Genomic DNA, 18,239 nt, shown 5'->3' on the forward strand with positions numbered 1-18,239 from the left:
CCGTGCTCTGTTCTCGGGGCGCTGTTCTGGTCGCTTTGCTCGTGCGCCGCGCTCTATCCGAGCGCCAGCGCCACCGCCGTCACGACGGCCCAGCCGAGCATCGCCTTGCCGGTCGATCCGATCGACGGGATCAGTCCCGGGCCCTGAGCACCCGTGCGGACCGGCGTGTACGCCTGCCACAGCAGGGGAGCGGCGATCAGGCCGACCAGCGCCCATGGTGTCGCGATCGCCAGCACCAGGCTCATCACCAGCGGTGTGGCGAGCAGCGCGGCGAACAGGAGACGGGTCCGTGCGTCACCGAGGCGGACCGCGAGGGTGATCTTGCCGCTCTCGGCGTCGGTCGGGATGTCGCGCAGATTGTTCACCACCAGAACGGCACTGGACACGGCGCCCACGCCCACCGCGCAGGCCAGGCCGACCCAATCGATCCGTCCCGTCGTCACGAACTGTGTGCCGAGGACGGCCACCAGTCCGAAGAACGTGAACACCGCGACCTCGCCCCAGCCGGCGTAGCCGTAGGGGCGCTTGCCGCCGGTGTAGAACCAGGCCCCCGCGATGCAGACCGCGCCGATCAGCACCAGCCACCATGCGGTCGCGATCGCCAGCACCAGACCGCACACCGCGCCGATGCCGAAGCAGATGAACGCCGCGGCCTTCACCGACCCCGGCGACGCCAGGCCCGAACCGACCAGGCGCAGCGGTCCGACGCGTTCGTCGTCGGTGCCGCGCACGCCGTCGGAGTAGTCGTTGGCGAAGTTCACGCCGATGATCAGCGACACCGAGACCGCCAGCGCCAGTACGGCCTTCCACCACGAGAAGTCGTCCCACGACGACCCGTGCAGCGCCGCTCCGACGCCTGCCACCACCGGTGCCACGGCGTTGGGAAGAGTCCGCGGGCGAGCGCCCTGAATCCACTGCGATGCGGTTGCCACGGGTTCGATCCTGCCACGCCCCGGCATCGCCTCCGACCGCCGCATCAGATGTCGCGGATCGTCGCGGCACGCGATGCGATGGGCGACGTCCGAGGTCGTCTCACACGCCGGAGGAACTGCGTCGACCTGGGAATACGTCCGATCCGGGTGTGAACCCCGGAATTGCGATGCTTTGCCCTCGAGCACGACGGCGTCCTCACCGGTGCCGACGCGCGAGTACCCGGCCCGGACCGGTCGGCGGTGCACGGCGGGTGGCCGCGGGCGAGCGGGTGCAGGTCTAGGCGGCGAATCGCACTCCCTGATCGTCGACGGTGTCGACGACGCGCCGCGCGACCGCAGGTGTTTCGCGAAACGCTGTGCAGGCCACCGCGATCCGCGACACCTACGACGAGAAGCGCTCCCGCAACGTTCGCCGGTCCGGTTTGCCGGGACCGCGCAGCGGCAAGCGATCCACGTCGAAGACCTCCCGGGGAGCGGCGTAGCGGTCCAGGCGCTCGGCGACCAGGCCCCGAATCCGGGAGGCATCGAGCCGTTCTCCGGTCCTCGTCACGACGACGGCGACCACCTTCTCGCCGAGCCGGTCGTCGGGCAGGCCGATCACCACACATTCGGCGACCGCCGGGTCGTCGGCGATCACGGCCTCGACGACCTGCGGCACCACGGTCAGCCCGCCGGTGGAGATCGCCTCGTCGGCGCGTCCCACGATCCGCAGCACCCCGTCGTCCAACCGGCCCAGGTCGTCGGTGCGGAACCGGCCCGGCTCCGCGAACGCCGGATGATCGGGCAGGTTGCGATAGCCCTTCGCCACCATCGGACCGCCGAGCACGACGCGGCCCACACCTTCCGGGTTCGGGTCGTCGATGCGCACCTCGACGCCGTCGAGCGGGACGCCGTCGTACACGCATCCGCCCGCGGTCTCGCTCATCCCGTACGTGCACACGATGGGAATCCCCGCGTCGACGGCCCGGTTCAGCAACGGTGCGGGAGTCGCCGCGCCGCCCACGAGGAGCGCGTCGGCCGCGGCCAGGGCCGCGGTCGCACGCGGCGAGTCGAGCACCTTGACGAGCTGCGTGGGCACCAGCGAGGTGTAGCGTCGCGGTCCGTCGAGGCGCTCGAGCGCGTCGGCGAAGACGTCGGCGTCGAATCCGTCGTCGAGGTTCAGCGCGACCGGTGTGAACCCCGCGGCCACGGCGCGCAGCAGGACCTGGAGGCCTGCGATGTGGTGCGGCGCCAGGGCCAGCAGCCAGTTGCCCGGGCCGCCGAGCCGCTCCTGCGTCGCCTGCGCGGACGCGGACAGCGTCGCGGGCGTGTGCTGTGCGCCCTTGGGAGTTCCGGTCGACCCCGACGTGGAGATCACCAGACTGATCGCGTCGTCGATGGCCCCGCCGACCCCGAGTGCCTCGGTCAGCAGGGAGATCTCCTGTGCCGCACCGGATGTCGGGACCACAGCACACGACCCGCCGAGGATCGCGAGCAGGTCGTCGCGTCGGCCGGCGACTTCGGGTCGGGCCGGGAGCTCGAGTGTGCGCAGGGTTTTCAGGGCTCGTCCCGGTCCTGATCGGGGGCATCGAAAGGCCAGCCCGACGATTCGAGGCGCCGGCGCACCCGGTCGATGTCGTCCTCGTGGGCGAGCTCGTTGGTCACCTTGGTGATCGCGACCGCCGCGTCGATCTTGGTGATCGGCTCCGGCGGGGGAGGCGACTGCCGGATCAGCCGAGAGGACACCTCTCGGACCTCGTCCTCGCTCAGCTGGCGGCGGAGCAGGGCGACGAGCGGGATGTAGTCACCCTGCGGCACGCCGTCGGGATAGCCGGCACGCAGCCACTCGATGATGCGATACAGCAACTGCGGACGATCCACACTCCTCACCCCCTTTCCGGGCGGAATTCGCGGTGATCGCACACCGCACACGACGTGATTGTAGATTTCGGGGCCGACGTGCCCGGACGGGTCGGCCGGCGCCGGGGAGTCAGTTCCGCGACCGCAACGGCCAACCCACCGCGGTGAGACGGTCGGCGACCCGGCCGACGTCCTCGGCAGTGGGCGGGGCGCTGGTGACCCGTTCGATGGCGTCGGCGATCTGCTGTCTCGTCACCGGCTCCCGCGGTCCGTAGAGCTTGACCAGCTCCATGGCCACGTCGGTGACCTCCTCCGCGGTGAGCTCTCGTCTCAGCAACGCCACGAGCGGCGGGAAGTCGGTGCGCGAGACACCCTCCGGATAGCCCTTGCGTATCCAGTTGATCACCGACTCGAAGAACGGTGTCCGGTTGTTCATGGCGATGCGCGCCTCTGACCGATTCGATTCCGACGGACTCACCGCATACCCACCCGCAGGTCACTTGTAACCGAACGGGAAGAGCTTGATGTCGGTGTAGTAGTAGATCGTCTGGCGGGTGATCCAGAGCAGTGCGACGAGGATGACCAGCGCGACCAGACCGAAGATCGCATAGGCGAGCATCCGCATCGCCGGATTGCCGTGGGACACGATCGTCCCCTCATCGGCGACCTGATCGGAACCGAGGGAGTGGACGCGCATCCCGACGGCGAACAGTGCGGGCAGTCCGGCGCCGAAGACCAGCCCGACGAGCAGCACCTTGCCGATCGCCTCGACGATGTCCATCCGCTCTCCTCTCGTGTCTCGCGCGTCTTCTCAGACCGAACGCGCGGTCGGTCCCGCGGTGGTGCCGGAGGCGGACTCGCCGGCGACGGCGGTGGGGACGATGGTGCCCACGTCGGCCGGGACGATCGATCCGGTGGTCTCGTCCCAGTCGTCGTTGACGTTGCCGGCGTCGATCTTGTTCTGCTGGGCGCGCCAGTACATGTAGGCCGACGCCGCGACCAGCAGGACGAAGATGGCGATGCCACCTGCGACGTTGCCGAGCAGGTGGGCGATGTAGAACGACGCGGCGCCGACGAGGCCGGCGGCCGGGAGGGTGGTGAGCCAGGCGACGGCCATACGTCCGGCGACTGCCCAGCGCACCTGTGCGCCGCGCTTGCCGACGCCGGAGCCGAGGATCGAGCCGGTCGCGACCTGGGTGGTGGACAGCGCCATGCCGGCCGCGCTCGAGGTCAGGATGATCGCGGCGGAGGAGGCCTCGGCCGCCATGCCCTGCGGCGAGCTGATCTCCACGAGTCCCTTGCCCAGGGTGCGGATGATGCGCCACCCGCCCAGGTACGTGCCGATCGCGATCGCCGCCGCGCAGCTGGCGACGACCCACAGCGGCAGGCCGTGACTCACCGTCGACGCGTCGAGGTGGCCCGTCACGATCAGGGCCATCGCGATCACGCCCATGGTCTTCTGGGCGTCACCGGTGCCGTGGGCCAGCGAGACGAGCGAGGCGCTGGCGATCTGTCCGTAGCGGAAACCCTGTTCCTTGCGGCCCTCGGCGATCCGGCGGGTGATCGCGAAGACGAGCCAGGTCCCGCAGGCGGCGACGAGGCATGCGATCACCGGGGCGAGCAGCGCGGGGACGATGATCTTGGCGAACACTCCGTGCCAATTCACCCCGGACAGGCCTATGGCCGCGATGCCGGAGCCGATGAGCCCGCCGAAGAGCGCGTGCGAGGAACTCGACGGAAGGCCGAAGAGCCAGGTGAAGAGATTCCAGAGGATGCCGCCGATGAGCCCGGCGAAGATGATGAGCAGCGCGGTGGTGGGGGTCAGGCCGGCGACGATCTGTCCGGCGTCGTCTCCGCTGGTCTGCTGGATGTTGAGGACTTCTTTGGTGATGGTGGCGGCGATCTCGACGGAGAGGAAGGCGCCCACGAGATTCAGGGTGGCGGAGAGGGCGACGGCGACCTTGGGTTTCAGGGCCCCGGTGGCGATCGATGTCGCCATGGCGTTGCCGGTGTCGTGGAAACCGTTGGTGAAATCGAAGCCGAGGGCCGTGATCACCAACAGCACCAGGATCAGCGTCTCGCCGCTCATATCTTTCATCATGAGGGCTGGGGTTCGGATTTCCTAAACGCCTGGGCACGGTTTCGTGGGGATTTGCCGGTGTCGCGGCGTGTCACGTTCGTCACGTTTGCTGCCTGTCGATGTGTCGTGCGTCGCAATCGAAGCCGATGTCGGCCGAGTCCGGCAGCGGTCGAAATCGGGCGAACGAACGCTCGGCCAACCCATGGTGGAACCGCCCGTCGCTGTGGAAGAATCCGACGCCATGACATCGATCAAGCTGGGGATGCCCATCAACTACGCGGGTGACTTCCGCGAGACCATCGACAACCTCGCCGATTACGAGGCTGCGGGTGTGGAGCGCATCGCGGTGCCCGAGGCGTACAGCTTCGACGCGGTCTCCCAGCTCGGCTACATCGCCGCGAAGACCGAGAAGATGGAGCTGCAGACCGGCATCCTGCCGATGTACTCCCGCACCCCGACGAACCTGGCGATGACCGCGGCCGGACTCGACTACATCAGCGGCGGCCGTGCCGTCCTCGGCATCGGCGCGTCGGGTCCGCAGGTCATCGAGGGCTTCCACGGGGTGAAGTACGACTTCCCGCTGGGGCGCGCCCGCGAGCACGCGGAGATCTGCCGAATGGTGTGGCGTCGCGAGAAGCTCGACTACCAGGGCAAGCACTACACGTTGCCGCTGGACAAGGAGCACGGCGGCTCCGGTCTGGGCAAGTCGCTGAAGATCATCAACCACCCGGTCCGCGAGAACATCCCGCTGCTGCTCGCGGCGATCGGCCCGAAGAACGTCGAGCTCGCCGCCGAGCTGTTCGACGAGCTGCAGCCGATCCTGTTCCACCCCGAGCACATCGACGCGGCGTTCGGCGAGTCGCTGGCGGCCGGTAAGGCCAAGCGCGACCCGAAGTTGGGCGAGCTGGGCATCGTCGTGCAGTCGACCGCCCGTGTCACCGAGGATGCCGAACAGCTCGACAACGCGCGGGAGCTCGTCCGCCACCACGCGGCGCTGTACATCGGCGGCATGGGTGCACGCGGCAAGAACTTCTACAACCAGCTCGCGATCCGTTACGGCTACGAGAAAGAGGCCAAGCTCATCCAGGACCTCTACCTGGACGGCAAGAAGGTCGAGGCCGCCGCGGCGGTGCCGGACGATCTCGTCGACGGGATGTCGCTGATCGGTCCGAAGTCGCATGTCGCCGAGCGCGTCGCGGCCTTCAAGGAGGCGGGCGTCACGTGCCTGCTGGCGTCGCCGGTCGCCCCGACCCACGCCGAGCGTGTTGCCGAGATCGAGCTCCTGCGCGACGTCTTCAACGGCTGAGCTGATCGGCGGCCGGGAGCCGTGATCGACAACCCGATATGTCAACACCCCAGAACGGCGGCCTTCGCGAGGCCGCCGTACTGGTATGCGTAGACAGCGCCCCACAAGACGGGGTTCGGGCTGTAGTCACGCGGGACGGCGTGCATGATCACATCGCCGTCGAAACACTGGCCGAAGATGTAGCGGGCCCGCACCAGGTGGTAGCTCCAGGTGACGACGATGACGCTCTGCCAGCCGTGACGGCGCGCCATGTCCCGGACGAACATCGCATCGCCGCGCGTCGTCGACGGGTCGGGTTCGAAGCACGTCACCGTGATATCCCGCGTGCCCGACGCGCACACCCGCGGCATCATCGCGTCGGCGTCCGTGTACGGGCGGTACGGGTCGGAAATGAGTACCTGATCGGCATATCCCTTGCGCGCCAGCTCGATTCCATGGTCCTCGCGGCCGTCGTGTTCGCCGCCGAGCACGACGATCACATCCGCGGGACGCAGCGGATCGTCGTGGACCCGGGTGAACAACTGGAATCCGAGCGCGCCGCCTCCGACCACCACGACGACGAGCACGCACAGCGCCACCCGGACAGCACGTCTCACCGCAGCGAACGCACCTTGTCGCCGGAATCGGCGGGACGGCCCAGAACCGTTGGCGCGTAGAGGAATCCCACATGACCGACGGTGCTCGGATCGGCGGTTCGGCGCAGCGCCACCACGAGGAACACCAGCATGAGCGTCAGGTCGGTCACCGACACCGGGATGGACACCGTCGAGAAGTCGAGCTGCATGCCGAGGATGAAGAAGGCGATGAACAGGCCTCCGTACAGGGCGACCTCGAAGCGCCGTGACCGCATGCAGCGATAGGCGAGATAGCAGGCGTAGAGCATGATCCCGGTGAACAGGATGCCCACCAGGATGCCGCCGCGATATACCGACAGCAGTGGGGCGTTGGCCACGTAGTTGATGTTGAAGGCCTTCTCGGGATCCTTGAATTCCGGGATACCCCAACCATGTCCGAACAACCAGGAGCCGCTCATCTTCTCCGGGAACTCGCGCAGCGCCTCACCGCGTGCCGACGATCCGGTGTCTTCGTCACCGAACGACGAGAAGATGCGGTTGCGGGACGCGGGGATCGCCAGGAGGGTCGCCATTCCGGCGACCAGGCTGCCGATGATCGCGGTGCGGTTGCGAGTGGACATGGTGTGGAAGGCGAGCACCAGCAGCAGCGCGAGGACGACCGAGAAGATCGCCGCGCGGCTCAGGGTCATCGCGACCGCACCGAAGAGCACGACCGCGAAACCCCAGCGCCAGTAACCGTCGAAGACCAGCAGGCTGATCATCAGGGCGGCGAGAAACCCGATCCCCGCGGCATTCGGATCGATGTAGGTGCCCGACAGGCGTGCGGTGACCGACGCCCCGGAGAAGACGAATCGTCCACCGAATGACGAGTCATATCCGAAGGGGGACAACAGATCAAAGGTCTTGGCGCCCTTGTCCACGGTGAGCATCGCGGCACCGACCGCGGCCTGGATGGCCGACGTCACGACGAACACCCGGCCGAAGGTGCGCAGCTGATCGGCGCGCAACCGCAGCAACGCGATGACGAGCAGGGTCGCGCTCGTCCACTTCACGTACTCGAGGACGTCGTCGACGGGTCGGCGCATCGTCGCCATCACCGACAGTGCGGCCACGCCGACGAAGACCATCAACGCGTATTCGAGCGGAGTGAAAGACGTCACCTCGCGAGGGTGCACAACAGTGGCGAGCAGCACGGCCATCGTCAGCGTGAAGATCAATGGTACGGGCGTACCGGGAACGTACCCGGCCGGGAGAATGGCCACGACGACCGCCAGTGCCCACACCAGCCACGTCGGATGCTGCAGTCCGACATAGGCTCCGATGATCAGCACGATTCCCAGAAAAGCCGCGGTCACGACCGAACCGCCGGCGAGAAGGCAGCCGAATGTGCCGTCCGTCACGATGGCCACGATCGCAAGTGAACGAACAAACCCCACGCGCAGAATCATTGCACGAAGTTCCGCGCGCCATCGGGTTGAGTAGTGGGGGCAGAAAGACACGCGGCCGCAACGAGTTCGACATCACAGCTCTCGAAGCGCGCAAACCGGCCGCAATGGTTAAAGTTGTCGGGTCGGGGAAAGGCCAGAGCTCGAATGCTCTGGCGTGAAAACGTGTAACACGCATTTCACGTTGGATTGTTCGATGTTGAGGCCTGCTCCGCCATCGCCGGAAGGAGTAGGTTTCGTGCCATTCAATGAATATGTCCGCATCGTGGTCCGTTATTGGTGGGCCATCGTCGCGTGCATTCTCGTGGGCGCACTGGTCGGGGGTTCGGCTATGGCATGTTCTTCAAGTCGGTCGACTACGTGTCGTCGGCCCGCCTGTTCGTCACCGCGGAGGGTGGCACGTCGGTGGGCGAGTCCTACCAGAACAACCTGTTCGCCGAGGGGCGCGTGAACTCGTACGCGCAGATCGCGACGAGCGAGCAGGTCGCGATCCGCGCCTCGGAAGCACTCGGCGGCGCCATAAGCCCCGGTGACCTGCGCTCCCGCACCACCGCGCTGCCCGTCGAGGACACCGTGATCCTCGACATCTCGGTGTCGGGCCCGAGTCCGCAACGCGCACAGTCGTATGCGGCTGCCATCGCCCAGCAGACCGTGGAGGTGGTCCAGGAACTCGAGACCTCGCGCCGTGGTGGCGTGCAGGCGGCGTCGGCGATCCTGTACGACGAGCCGGGCCTGCCGGGGTCGAAGGGCAAGCCATGGATCCTGTGGACCGGCGTCGGCGCAGGCGCCGGACTCGCAGTCGGTGTCGTGGTCGCGCTCCTGCTCGGCTGGCGACGTTGGGAGACCGTCGTCGACGAGGTGACCGCGGTCGACACCACCCACCATCCGGTGCTGGCCGAACTGTCGCCCCGGACGGTCGATCCCGCCGAGCTCGGCTCGGCGGACCACGTCGACGACGACGCGGCCTCGATTCATCGCCTGCACAACCTGATCCGTTTTCTCGGTGGACGTCGTGACCAGCACGTCCGCGCACCCCGGGTTCTCGGTTTCACCGCGGTCGGCAAGGATGCGAACGCCGACCAGGTCGCCGCGCGCTTCGCCCGCACCGTCGCCGAGACCGGCAACACGGTCCTGCTGATCGACGGCGACCTGTCCGGCAAAGGTCTGACCGGCGGCACCGCGCTGTCGGCCGATCACGGTCTGTCCACGCTCCTCACCGACAGCGTCGGAAGCGTCGACCCGTTCATCGAGCAAGAACGGCTCACGATCCTTCCGGCCGGCCCGGCGGCGCCGGATTCCGGTGTGCTGGTGAGCAATCCGCGGTTGCAGACGATCCTCGACGACCTGCGGGATCAGTACGACTACGTCGTGATCGCCTGCCCGCCCATGGGGCCGACCTCCGATTCCATCGTGTACTCGGCGCTCGCCGACGCCATGGTCGTCGTCGTACGTTCGGGCTCGGCGACCCGGAGGTCGCTGCGCGACAACGTGGCGGCGATCGAGCTGGTCGGCTCCGTGGTCGGCACCGTGCTGGTCAGCGGCAGGCCGAAGACCGCAGATGTTTCGTCATCGGATGAATCCATCGACGTTGCAGTCGAAGCCGACGAGGATGTCCCCGCCGAGGACGTCCTCTCGGTAGGTGCTTCCGAAGACGACCCGATCCGCACTGTCGTGCATGGTTCGCGCAACGGTTCCGGGCCGGCCGCACCGGTCGGGAGCCCATCCGACGGGCGGGGTCGTTGAAGGGGCGCTCGACCCGGAGGCGGCTGGCCGCCGTCGCCGCAGCCGTCACGATGACGGTGACCGCGGTGAGCGGTTGCGGGGCACATGGATTCGGTGACGACGAGTCCGAGCGACTTCCGGGGATCTCGTTGTCACTGCAGCCCGAACCCGAGCTGGTCACCCCCCATCCGGAACCGGTGATGCGCGGACCCGCCGACACCGGCAGGCCCGGTGCGGTCCTGAGGGTCATGGAACCCCCCCGTGGGCCGATCCCGGTGATCACCGAACTGGGCGCGATCGTCAAGCGGGTCGAATACCGGTCGAGGTCGGGTATCGACAACTCTCCGACCGTGGTGTCCGGCATCGTCGTGACTCCGAAAGGTCCGCCGCCGCCCGGTGGCTGGACGACGATCGCCTTCGGTCACGGCACCACCGGCGTCCTCGACAACTGCGGTCCGTCGGAGTACGTGAACCTCATCGGCAGCGACGAGATCATCGCCGCGCTGGTGCTCAACGGGTTCGCGGTCGCGATGAGCGCGGTCGGCGATTCGATGGACGGCGGGATCGCGGTGCTCGACGCGGCCGCCGGCTGGCTCGACGAGCACTTCGCCGACCTGCCGCAGGGCGACTGCGCCTGAGCGAACCGGGCGAACTGCGTCCCGGGGTCACCCGGGGGGCGTAACTCGGTCGCCCGCCGGGGTGAAGTCGGCACCGAGAGCTGTTGTGGTGTGGGTCACCGTTCCTACATTCGGGTCACTCACCCCGACTAGCCAGGGGCGACAGTGATCACAGCCGCCGATGCCGACTACCACGAAAGCGACCCCAGCGAGACCACCTGGGCGGAGACCATCGTCCTGGTCGTCTCGGTGCCGGAGGCGGCGATCCTCGGCAACGCCTACGTGCTGTGACGGCCCAACGTGGGGACCACCATCTCCGCGGTCGTGGTGCACTCCGGCTTCTCGACGCAGCCGGAGACCATCGACTTCACCGACCCGCAGGTGCACGTCCCGGCGCCGGAGGTCTTCTCCGACTTCACCCTCGACAGCGGTCTGAGCCTGCAGGCCACCGACGCGCCGCGCGACTTCCGCGTCCGCTACGAGCACATGCTCGGCGAATGCCGCTTCGATCTGAACTTCCGCGGCCTGCACGAGCCCTTCGATGTGCACGACCCGCAGCAGAACCCGCTGGTGGCCGGCACCTCCGGGGAGATCGACACCGGGCTGGGCGACGTCTGGGCCAACGGCCACTACGACATGATCGGCCACGTCACCGGCACGCTGGAACTGCGCGGCAAGCAGTACGAGGTGGACTGCTACGACGGCATGGACCGCTCCTGGGGACCGCGCGCCGAGGTCGGCAACCGGGCCGCCGCCTGGATCCACGTCACCTTCGGTGAGGAGTTCGGCCTGCACCTGGGCATGTCCCTGGCGATGCGTGACGGCGAGATCGTCTACGACGGTTTCAAGTTCGGCTACGTCATGGAGCACGGCGAGGTCTACGGGATCACCGAGGCCGCGGTCGAGGCATCCCGGGTGGACCTGCTCCCGGTCAGCAACCACATCACCGCCACCGACGTCCGCGGCAAGCGGCACGAGTTCTTCGGGGCCGCGATCGGCGGCGCTCCCTGGTACAGCTTCAGCCCCGCCTACGTGAGCTGCCAGAGCCTGTTCCGCTACGAGCACGGCGGCCGCGTCGGCTACGCCGAGGCCACCGACGTGCTGGGGCTGGAGTTCCTCGCCCAGCACAACAGTCGTCACGGCCGGCTGCGCTCCAACGCCCTGCTCTGAAGCTGCCCGCTTCACCTGTCCCGGGCCGGCCGCTGCCGCTCGTTCCCGTTTCTCTTCGAAAGGTTCACTCATGACGATCGACATCACCGCCGCCTGCATCCTCGAGCCGGGCGGTCCGTTCACACTGCGCGAGGTGCAGCTGGCCGAGCCGGGCCCCGGCGAGGTGCTCATCGAGATCCGCGGTATGGGCCTGTGCCACACCGACATCGCCGCGCGCTTCGGCCTGCCCGCCCCGATGGTCCTGGGCCATGAGGGCAGCGGCGTGGTGGCCGCCGTCGGGCCGGAGGTCAGCCGGGTCGCGGTCGGCGATCACGTGGCCGTCTCGTTCGCCTCCTGCGGCGAGTGCGCGCAGTGCCGGCGCGACCAGCCCGCGTACTGCGTGCGGTTCGCCGAGCTCAACTACGGCGGCGGTCTGCGGGCGGACGGGACTACTCCGATCCAGGCCGACGGCCAGAACGTGGCCTCGGCCTTCTTCGGGCAGTCCTCCTTCGCCAGCCATGCGCTGGCCGCCGAGCGCAACGTGGTCAAGGTCGATCCGTCGGTCCCGTTCGAGGTGGTCGGCCCGCTCGGCTGCGGCCTGCAGACCGGTGCCGGTGCCGTGATGAACAGCCTGGACTGCCGGCCCGGCGAGTCGATCCTGATCACCGGCGCCGGCCCGGTGGGTCTGGCCGCGGTGATGGCGGCCAAGGAGCGCGGCCTGACCACGATCATCGTCTCCGACCTCGACGCGCAACGCCGCGGCCTGGCCGAAGAGCTCGGCGCGACCGCGACCATCGACCCGACCGCCGGCGGCCTGGCCGAGCAGGTCCGGGGGATCATCCCCGACGGGGTCGACTACGCCTTCGACAACACCGGGGTCCCGCAGGTGCTGCAGGACGCCGTGGGGGCGATCGCGCCGCTGGGCACCCTCGGCTTCGTCGGGGTCCCACAGGACATGGCCGCCACCTTCGAGCTGCCGATCGTGCCGGCGATGGTCACCGGGCTGACGGTCCGCGGGATCACCGAAGGCGACAGCGACCCGGCCACCTTCATCCCGTACCTGATCGAGCTGTACCGCGCCGGGAAGTTCCCGGTGGACCGGCTGATCAGCAGCTTCCCGTTCGAGGAGATCGAGCAGGCGGTCAAGGCGCAGGCCGCCGGCGAGGCGGTCAAGGTCGTGCTGGTCCGCAGCTGACCGGCCGCATCCAACCCTGAGGAGCAGTAGATGAACATCAGTACCGTGGTCGAGCCGAGCGTCGACTTGGCCCTGAAGAAGAAGCTGGAACGCCGCGGCACGGTGATCCATGAACAGCCCGCCACCGAGGCGGTCGCCGCCCGGCTGGAGCAGTTTCTGAGTCGCCGGCTCGACGGGCCGTTCCGGATCGAGAACCTGCAGCGCCTGGCCGGCGGTGCGTCGAAGGAGCAGTACGTCTTCGACCTGACCGAGGGCGGCGAGTCCCGCCGCATGGTCCTGCGGATGGACCCGCCCGGCTCGATGGTGGAGACCCCGCGCCGGCGGGAGTTCGAAGTCCTGCAAGCGGTTTCGCAGATCCTGCCGGTGCCGGCGATGCATTGGGTCGCCGAGGACGAGATCGAGCTGGGCGCACCCTCGCTGGTGTGCGGCTACGTGACCGGAGCGGCCAGCGCCCGGGACGCGAAGAAGACCGCCTCGGGGCTGGGCACCGTCTACGGTCGGGTACTGCGCGAGCAGCTGGCGCCGCAGTTCGTCGAGCACCTGGCCGCGCTGCACACCTTCGACTGGTCGCAGGCCGAGTTCAGCGCCTTCGAGCGGCCCCGGCCGGGCACCACCGACGCCGTCGACTGGCGGCTGGCCTCGATCGACCGCGCCTGGGCGGAGGACTCCTTCAGCGCGCATCCGGTGATCGCGTTGACCCGGGAATGGCTGTGGCGGCACCGCCCGCCGGTGGACCACGTGTCCGTCGTGCACGGCGACTACCGCAACGGGAACTTCCTGTTCGACGAGGATCGGGGGGAGATCACCGCGATTCTGGACTGGGAACTGACCTACCTCGGCGACCGTCACCACGACCTGGCCTACGCCATGATGGACGGCTGGGGCGAGGTGGACGCCGAGACCGGCGACTTCTACTGCTCGGCCCTGATCCGCCGAGACGAGTTCATCGCCGAATACGAGCGCCGCTCCGGCCTGACCGTCGACCGCGACCGGCTGGAGTACTACACGGTGCTCAACATGTATTGGGCCGCAGTCGCGCTGGTGGCCACCGGGCCGCGCAACTCCGCCGAGCGGCTCACCCACCTCGACGCCATGCAGACCTTCCTCGCCGGTCTGGGCGCCTTCTACCTCGACCAGTTGCTCGCCATCGTCGGCGAAGACCAGGAGACGAACCGATGATCCCGACCGTAGGCCAACAGCTCTTCGCCGTCCGCAACACCGTGGCCAAGGTGGTCCTGCCGGCCATCGATCCGGCCGACGGCTTCGCCACCGAGCAGGCCGGTCTGGTGCTGGCCTGCGTGGACTGGGTGATGGACGTGCAGGCCTCGGAGTTCCGCTACGAGTTGCTCGAGCACGGTGCCTCTCGCGACACCCTGCGTGCGCTGCTCGAGCTCGCCGCCGACCCCGGTGCCCAGGAGCTGCTGGACGAGACCGCCATCACGCCACCGGATCTCGTCGGGATCCGGGATCAGGTGGGGCAGCTCAAGGCGGCCGTCGTGCGACGCTTCGAGGCACTGTGCGAGCAGCCGGAACTGCGGACCCCGGCGCGGCGCATCCTCACCGGCGCCGCGCGGGCGCAGGCGGCGCGCGAGCTGTCGTGGTGCCGGATGACCGGCTTCCCCCAGGGGCCGCCGGCCGACATCGCCTCGGTCCTCGAGGGCCAGGCCGCGCAGCAGTCGGCACCGGTCGCGGTCGGCTGAGTACCCCGACGAGCAGCGGGTGGTCGCAGTGGCGGCCACCCGCTGCTTTGTCGGTATGGCCGGATCAGTCGCTACGGGCGATGAGCTCGGCGCGGTTACGGGCGCCGAGCTTGTGCAGGATGCGTTTGACGTGGGAGCGGACCGTCTCCACCGAGACGAACAGTTCCTCGGCGATGTCGCGGTTGCCCGCGCCGGTCAGCAGCAGCTGGTGGATCTCCGCCTCGCGGCGGGTCAGTGCCGACGGGGCCCGACCTGCCACCCCGGCCGGCGCCGGCTCGGCGTCGGCCAGGCCGCTGCGGCCCAGCCCGCCGGCGGCGTCGAGCAGCTCCAGCTGGCGAGCCTCCCGGCCCTGCCAGGCCGCGGTCTCCAGCAGCAGACCGGCCAGTTCGGCCATCGAGACCAGTGCCCCCTCGACCACCGGATCCACCCGATCCTCAACCACCAGGGTGGCCACGGTCGCGTCGCCCAGACGGATCGGCAGCAGCAGCTCGGCGGGCGGCGGGTCGTGCTCGACCAGCCGGACCGCGGTGCCGGCGATCTCGGCGGCACCGGCTCGCACCGACTGCAGCACCGTCTCGCTGTCGGTGGCCCGGCTCAGCGTGGCGATGGCGGCTTCGGTCTCGCTGATCATGCGGCGCATCGCCGCCGACTGCCCGGCGAACCGGCGGTCGTACTCCTCGATCAGGTCGGCGAGCTCGCGGGAGGTGTCCGGTCCGGCCGGCTCACCGGCCGTGGCGATCCGGGACAGGCGCTCGTCGATCGTGCGGCGCAGCTGCTGCAGCGACGGATCGTCAGCGGCGCTCATCGGGCTCCGAGTCGGCATGGCGGCGACGCAACAGTGCGGCGGCTTCGGCGCGGCTGGTCAGGTTCAGCTTGCGGTAGATCCGGCGCACATGGGCCTTCACGGTGCCCTCGGCGATGAACAGACGCTGGGCCACGTCGGCATTGCCGGTTCCCCGGGCGATGGCGGCGAAGATCTCGTGCTCCCGGGAGCTCAGCACGCCGCAACAGTCCAGCGATGCCGGATGGTCTTGACCCTCGGTATCTGCCGCGGGCAGGGCGTCGGCCAGGCTGAGCCGGCTGTGCTCGATCTCGTGGAGCGCCTGACGCAGCGCGCGGAACGCGTCCCCGGCCCGATCGTGGCGTGCGGCGATCCGGGACCGCAGGGCGGTGCGCTCCTCGGCGATGCCGCAGATCTCGGCGGCGCTGTGCAGGGCGGTCAGGTCCGACTCGCCGATCTCGATCTCGTCGTGATCGGCGTGCAGGATGGCGGTGACCCGTCCGGCGGCCACCACCGGCACCGTCAGGTAACCCCGGGGCCGGGACAGTTCCACCAGCGGTCGGTAGGTGTCGCGGTAGACGTCGCCGGGCTCGACCACGATCGAACGGCCGGTCCGCATCACCGACTCCTCGCGCGGGGCCGCACCGCGGGGCAGCGACAACTGCGCGATGGCCGACTGCAGGGGACGGAATCGGTCGGCGATGCTGGGGTGGAAGGCGATCGTGGTGGGCGACCAGCCGGTCCGGCTCGCCGGGGAGTAGACGGCCTTGCGGAAGCCGAGGTCGGTGCACAGGCGCTCGGTGACCGCATACGGGTGCTCGGCTGCAGTGGCCTGGCTGAGGCCGGACAGCAGCGAGCGCAGGCCGGTCACCTGGCTCTGGTAGACGCCCATCCGGTAGGCCACCCGGCTGCGGCGGATGGCTTCGACCTCGGCCAGCAGGGCGGCCACCCGGCGCATCTCGCGCGGCTTGGTGTCGGCTCGCAGTCGGTCCAGCAGGGCGCCGCGCAGTCGTTCCAGGACCGGCTCGCTCTGCGCGGCGGCGTCGATCAGCTCGGCGCCGCCGGCGGCGGAGTCCTGCCGGATCGCCAGGTCCAGCGCGGCCAGGCCCGCGTGTCCGGAAAGGGGGGTTCATCGTCGTTCTCACGTCCTCAGCGGGGCCGAAGGTCCGCCCCGTCTTTGGTCATACCAATCTTAGCCGAAGCGCCCCCGCGACCGGGTCGGTCGCGGGGGCGTCCCGGTGATGCCTGGTGGCCGGATCAGCCGGCCGGCGGCAGGTACACGGTGTGCAGGTGCTGGAAGGCGTGCAGGCCCTCCGGGCCGAGCTCGCGGCCCATGCCGCTGCTCTTGATGCCGCCGAACGGGGCCACCGGATCGTTGCTGTAGTGGTTGACCCCGACCGTGCCCGAGCGGACCTTGGCGGCCACGCGGGCGGCACGCTCGATGTCCGAGGACCACACCGAGCCGCCGAGGCCGTACTCGCTGTCGTTGGCGATGGCCAGCGCCTCCGCCTCGTCCTCGAACGGGATCACGCTGAGCACCGGGCCGAAGATCTCCTCGCGGGAGATGGTGGCGTCGTTGTCCAGGTCGGCGAAGACGGTCGGCTCCACGAAGAAGCCGGTGTCCAGCCCGGCCGGGCGGCCGCCGCCGGTGGTGAGCCGGGCGCCCTCCGCCTTGCCCTTGGCGATGTAGCCCTCGACCCGCTCGCGCTGCCGCGCGGAGACCAGCGGACCGATCTTGGTCTCCGGGTCCAGCGGGTCGCCGATGGTCAGCGACTTGGCCAGGTCGGTCAGCCCGTCGACGATCTCGCTGTAGCGCGAGCGCGGGGCCAGCACGCGGGTGTTGAGCCAGCAGATCTGGCCGTTGTTCAGGAAGGTGACCCCGAACAGATTCTCCATCGAGGCGGCGAGGTCGACGTCGTCGAGCATGATCGCGGCCGACTTGCCGCCGAGCTCCAGGGTGACCGGGCGCAGCAGCCGACCGCAGGTCTCGGCGATGGCCCGTCCCGCGGCGGTCGAGCCGGTGAAGGAGACCTTGTCGATCTGCGGGTGCGAGACCAGGTGGGCGCCGAGGTCGCGGCCGCCGGGCACCACGTTGAGCACGCCGGCCGGCAGACCGGCGGCCTCAGCGGCCTCAGCCATCAGGAAGGCGTCGAGCACGGTCTCCTCGGCCGGCTTGAGCACCACGGTGCAGCCGGCGGCCAGGGCCGGGGCCAGCTTGAGGAAGGTGATCGCCTGCGGCACGTTCCACGGCACCACCGCACCCACCACGCCGATCGGCCGGCGGCTGACCAGCGCCGTGCCGCCCAGCATGCCCGGCCGCTCCTCGACGGCGGGCGCGTCGGCGGCCATCTGGCTGTAGTAGCGGATCAGGACCGAGGGGAAGCCGCCCTCGAAGTTCTCGGCCAGCCAGATCGGCATGCCGTTCTGCATCGAGACCCGGCGTGCGGTCTCGGCGGCGCGGGCGTCGAGCTCGGCGGCGAAGCGCCCGAGCACCTCGTGGCGCTGAGCCGGCTCCCACTCGCCCCAGCCGTTCGGCTCGTCGAAGGCGCGCCGGGCGGCGGCCACGGCGCGGTCGATGTCTTCGGTGGTCGCGGCAGGCACCGAGCCGATCGGCTGTTCGGTGGTGGGGGAGGTGACCGTGACGGTCGCCGAGGAGGCCGGTTCCTGCCAGGCTCCGTCGATGTAGAACTTGCGGTAGTCGATGGCCGACATGGTGCTCCTTGCTGATCGATGGCGCTGCCGTGAGGCAGGCGCCGCCGTGATGTTCGTGTGAACGGCGTCACTGTCCAGCGTGGGCGCTACGCTCGATTTGGTCAACGGTTTGATTGGTCAGCCCGAAAAGTTCACCCCGATGGGTCACCCCGCCTACCCCGACAGGGTGAGTCCCGGCTGGGTCCC

The 18,239-nt window shown here is 69.2% G+C and carries 19 protein-coding genes; 8 read left to right on the forward strand and 11 right to left on the reverse strand.

Annotated features, from left to right (window positions below; translation table 11 throughout):
- Nucleotides 1-53: 53 nt before the first annotated feature.
- The 6 genes from GP2_RS12280 to GP2_RS12305 all read right to left on the reverse strand — a co-directional run bounded on the left by GP2_RS12280 (nucleotide 54) and on the right by GP2_RS12305 (nucleotide 4,860).
- Entirely contained in the window at nucleotides 54-932 is an 879-nt protein-coding gene (locus GP2_RS12280; RefSeq protein ID WP_006900830.1) for a 1,4-dihydroxy-2-naphthoate polyprenyltransferase, read from the reverse strand.
- A gap of 382 nt (nucleotides 933-1,314) precedes the next feature.
- Nucleotides 1,315-2,472 (reverse strand): o-succinylbenzoate--CoA ligase, encoded by a 1,158-nt coding sequence (menE, locus tag GP2_RS12285; RefSeq protein ID WP_083900238.1) that lies wholly within the window; start codon nucleotides 2,470-2,472, stop codon nucleotides 1,315-1,317.
- Nucleotides 2,469-2,792, reverse strand: a complete 324-nt coding sequence (locus GP2_RS12290) for a DUF3349 domain-containing protein (RefSeq protein WP_006900832.1) — start codon at nucleotides 2,790-2,792, stop codon at nucleotides 2,469-2,471. The genes menE and GP2_RS12290 overlap by 4 nt, the downstream gene beginning before the upstream one ends.
- 109 nt (nucleotides 2,793-2,901) lie before the next feature.
- Complete coding sequence (locus GP2_RS12295) at nucleotides 2,902-3,207, reverse strand: DUF3349 domain-containing protein (RefSeq protein ID WP_040526921.1); 306 nt, start codon at nucleotides 3,205-3,207, stop codon at nucleotides 2,902-2,904.
- 60 nt (nucleotides 3,208-3,267) lie between these two features.
- Complete coding sequence (locus GP2_RS12300) at nucleotides 3,268-3,552, reverse strand: hypothetical protein (protein ID WP_006900834.1); 285 nt, start codon at nucleotides 3,550-3,552, stop codon at nucleotides 3,268-3,270.
- A gap of 30 nt (nucleotides 3,553-3,582) precedes the next feature.
- Nucleotides 3,583-4,860, reverse strand: coding sequence for an inorganic phosphate transporter (locus GP2_RS12305; RefSeq protein WP_006900835.1), 1,278 nt, complete (start codon nucleotides 4,858-4,860; stop codon nucleotides 3,583-3,585).
- Between the two features lie 232 nt (nucleotides 4,861-5,092).
- Here GP2_RS12305 and GP2_RS12310 point away from each other — a divergent pair, with 232 nt between their 5' ends.
- Nucleotides 5,093-6,157 (forward strand): LLM class F420-dependent oxidoreductase, encoded by a 1,065-nt coding sequence (locus GP2_RS12310; RefSeq protein ID WP_006900836.1) that lies wholly within the window; start codon nucleotides 5,093-5,095, stop codon nucleotides 6,155-6,157.
- Between the two features lie 41 nt (nucleotides 6,158-6,198).
- Here GP2_RS12310 and GP2_RS12315 read toward each other — a convergent pair whose 3' ends face one another.
- Nucleotides 6,199-6,753 (reverse strand): YdcF family protein, encoded by a 555-nt coding sequence (locus tag GP2_RS12315; RefSeq protein WP_040526922.1) that lies wholly within the window; start codon nucleotides 6,751-6,753, stop codon nucleotides 6,199-6,201.
- Complete coding sequence (locus GP2_RS12320) at nucleotides 6,750-8,141, reverse strand: O-antigen ligase family protein (protein ID WP_255218619.1); 1,392 nt, start codon at nucleotides 8,139-8,141, stop codon at nucleotides 6,750-6,752. Before GP2_RS12320 ends, GP2_RS12315 begins: the two co-directional genes overlap by 4 nt.
- 372 nt (nucleotides 8,142-8,513) lie before the next feature.
- On the opposite strand from GP2_RS12320, the gene GP2_RS12325 reads away from it, so the two are divergent.
- The 7 genes from GP2_RS12325 (at nucleotide 8,514) to GP2_RS12350 (ending at nucleotide 14,560) form a co-directional block, all read left to right on the forward strand.
- Nucleotides 8,514-9,920 (forward strand): tyrosine-protein kinase domain-containing protein, encoded by a 1,407-nt coding sequence (locus GP2_RS12325; RefSeq protein ID WP_006900839.1) that lies wholly within the window; start codon nucleotides 8,514-8,516, stop codon nucleotides 9,918-9,920.
- Nucleotides 9,917-10,537, forward strand: a complete 621-nt coding sequence (locus GP2_RS12330) for a hypothetical protein (protein WP_006900840.1) — start codon at nucleotides 9,917-9,919, stop codon at nucleotides 10,535-10,537. Before GP2_RS12325 ends, GP2_RS12330 begins: the two co-directional genes overlap by 4 nt.
- A 144-nt stretch (nucleotides 10,538-10,681) precedes the next feature.
- A complete protein-coding gene (locus tag GP2_RS22175; protein ID WP_006900841.1) occupies nucleotides 10,682-10,807 on the forward strand; it encodes a hypothetical protein in 126 nt (41 codons plus the stop codon).
- 9 nt (nucleotides 10,808-10,816) lie between these two features.
- The gene (locus GP2_RS12335) at nucleotides 10,817-11,686 is read left to right on the forward strand and encodes a DUF7064 domain-containing protein (RefSeq protein WP_006900842.1); all 870 of its coding nucleotides are present in this window, start codon (nucleotides 10,817-10,819) and stop codon (nucleotides 11,684-11,686) included.
- A 70-nt stretch (nucleotides 11,687-11,756) separates the two neighbouring features.
- Nucleotides 11,757-12,860 (forward strand): NAD(P)-dependent alcohol dehydrogenase, encoded by a 1,104-nt coding sequence (locus tag GP2_RS12340; RefSeq protein ID WP_006900843.1) that lies wholly within the window; start codon nucleotides 11,757-11,759, stop codon nucleotides 12,858-12,860.
- 30 nt (nucleotides 12,861-12,890) lie between these two features.
- Nucleotides 12,891-14,039, forward strand: coding sequence for a phosphotransferase family protein (locus GP2_RS12345; protein WP_006900844.1), 1,149 nt, complete (start codon nucleotides 12,891-12,893; stop codon nucleotides 14,037-14,039).
- Complete coding sequence (locus GP2_RS12350; protein WP_006900845.1) at nucleotides 14,036-14,560, forward strand: hypothetical protein; 525 nt, start codon at nucleotides 14,036-14,038, stop codon at nucleotides 14,558-14,560. Before GP2_RS12345 ends, GP2_RS12350 begins: the two co-directional genes overlap by 4 nt.
- Nucleotides 14,561-14,624: 64 nt before the next feature.
- Here the strand turns inward: GP2_RS12350 and GP2_RS21950 are convergent, their stop codons facing one another.
- The 3 genes from GP2_RS21950 to GP2_RS12365 form a co-directional block, all read right to left on the reverse strand.
- Nucleotides 14,625-15,365 carry a helix-turn-helix transcriptional regulator gene (locus GP2_RS21950; protein ID WP_006900846.1) on the reverse strand — a complete coding sequence of 247 codons (741 nt, stop codon included), beginning with the start codon at nucleotides 15,363-15,365 and terminating at the stop codon, nucleotides 14,625-14,627.
- A complete protein-coding gene (locus tag GP2_RS12360) occupies nucleotides 15,352-16,290 on the reverse strand; it encodes a LuxR C-terminal-related transcriptional regulator (RefSeq protein WP_157211680.1) in 939 nt (312 codons plus the stop codon). Before GP2_RS12360 ends, GP2_RS21950 begins: the two co-directional genes overlap by 14 nt.
- A gap of 308 nt (nucleotides 16,291-16,598) precedes the next feature.
- Nucleotides 16,599-18,053, reverse strand: a complete 1,455-nt coding sequence (locus tag GP2_RS12365) for an aldehyde dehydrogenase (RefSeq protein ID WP_006900848.1) — start codon at nucleotides 18,051-18,053, stop codon at nucleotides 16,599-16,601.
- Nucleotides 18,054-18,239 lie beyond the last annotated feature (186 nt).

Source organism: Gordonia paraffinivorans NBRC 108238 (genome assembly GCF_000344155.1).
In the GTDB taxonomy this organism is placed as follows: domain Bacteria; phylum Actinomycetota; class Actinomycetes; order Mycobacteriales; family Mycobacteriaceae; genus Gordonia; species Gordonia paraffinivorans.

Bases quoted from the DNA above. Each gene is read 5' to 3' on its own strand.
- GP2_RS12300 (WP_006900834.1), bottom strand. From the start codon at position 3,552: ATGGACATCGTCGAGGCGATCGGCAAGGTGCTGCTCGTCGGGCTGGTC.
- GP2_RS12305 (WP_006900835.1), bottom strand. From the start codon at position 4,860: ATGAGCGGCGAGACGCTGATCCTGGTGCTGTTGGTGATCACGGCCCTC.
- GP2_RS12350 (WP_006900845.1), top strand. From the start codon at position 14,036: ATGATCCCGACCGTAGGCCAACAGCTCTTCGCCGTCCGCAACACCGTG.
- GP2_RS12340 (WP_006900843.1), top strand. From the start codon at position 11,757: ATGACGATCGACATCACCGCCGCCTGCATCCTCGAGCCGGGCGGTCCG.
- GP2_RS12325 (WP_006900839.1), top strand. From the start codon at position 8,514: ATGTTCTTCAAGTCGGTCGACTACGTGTCGTCGGCCCGCCTGTTCGTC.
- GP2_RS12295 (WP_040526921.1), bottom strand. From the start codon at position 3,207: ATGAACAACCGGACACCGTTCTTCGAGTCGGTGATCAACTGGATACGC.
- GP2_RS12365 (WP_006900848.1), bottom strand. From the start codon at position 18,053: ATGTCGGCCATCGACTACCGCAAGTTCTACATCGACGGAGCCTGGCAG.
- GP2_RS12310 (WP_006900836.1), top strand. From the start codon at position 5,093: ATGACATCGATCAAGCTGGGGATGCCCATCAACTACGCGGGTGACTTC.
- GP2_RS12345 (WP_006900844.1), top strand. From the start codon at position 12,891: ATGAACATCAGTACCGTGGTCGAGCCGAGCGTCGACTTGGCCCTGAAG.
- GP2_RS21950 (WP_006900846.1), bottom strand. From the start codon at position 15,365: ATGAGCGCCGCTGACGATCCGTCGCTGCAGCAGCTGCGCCGCACGATC.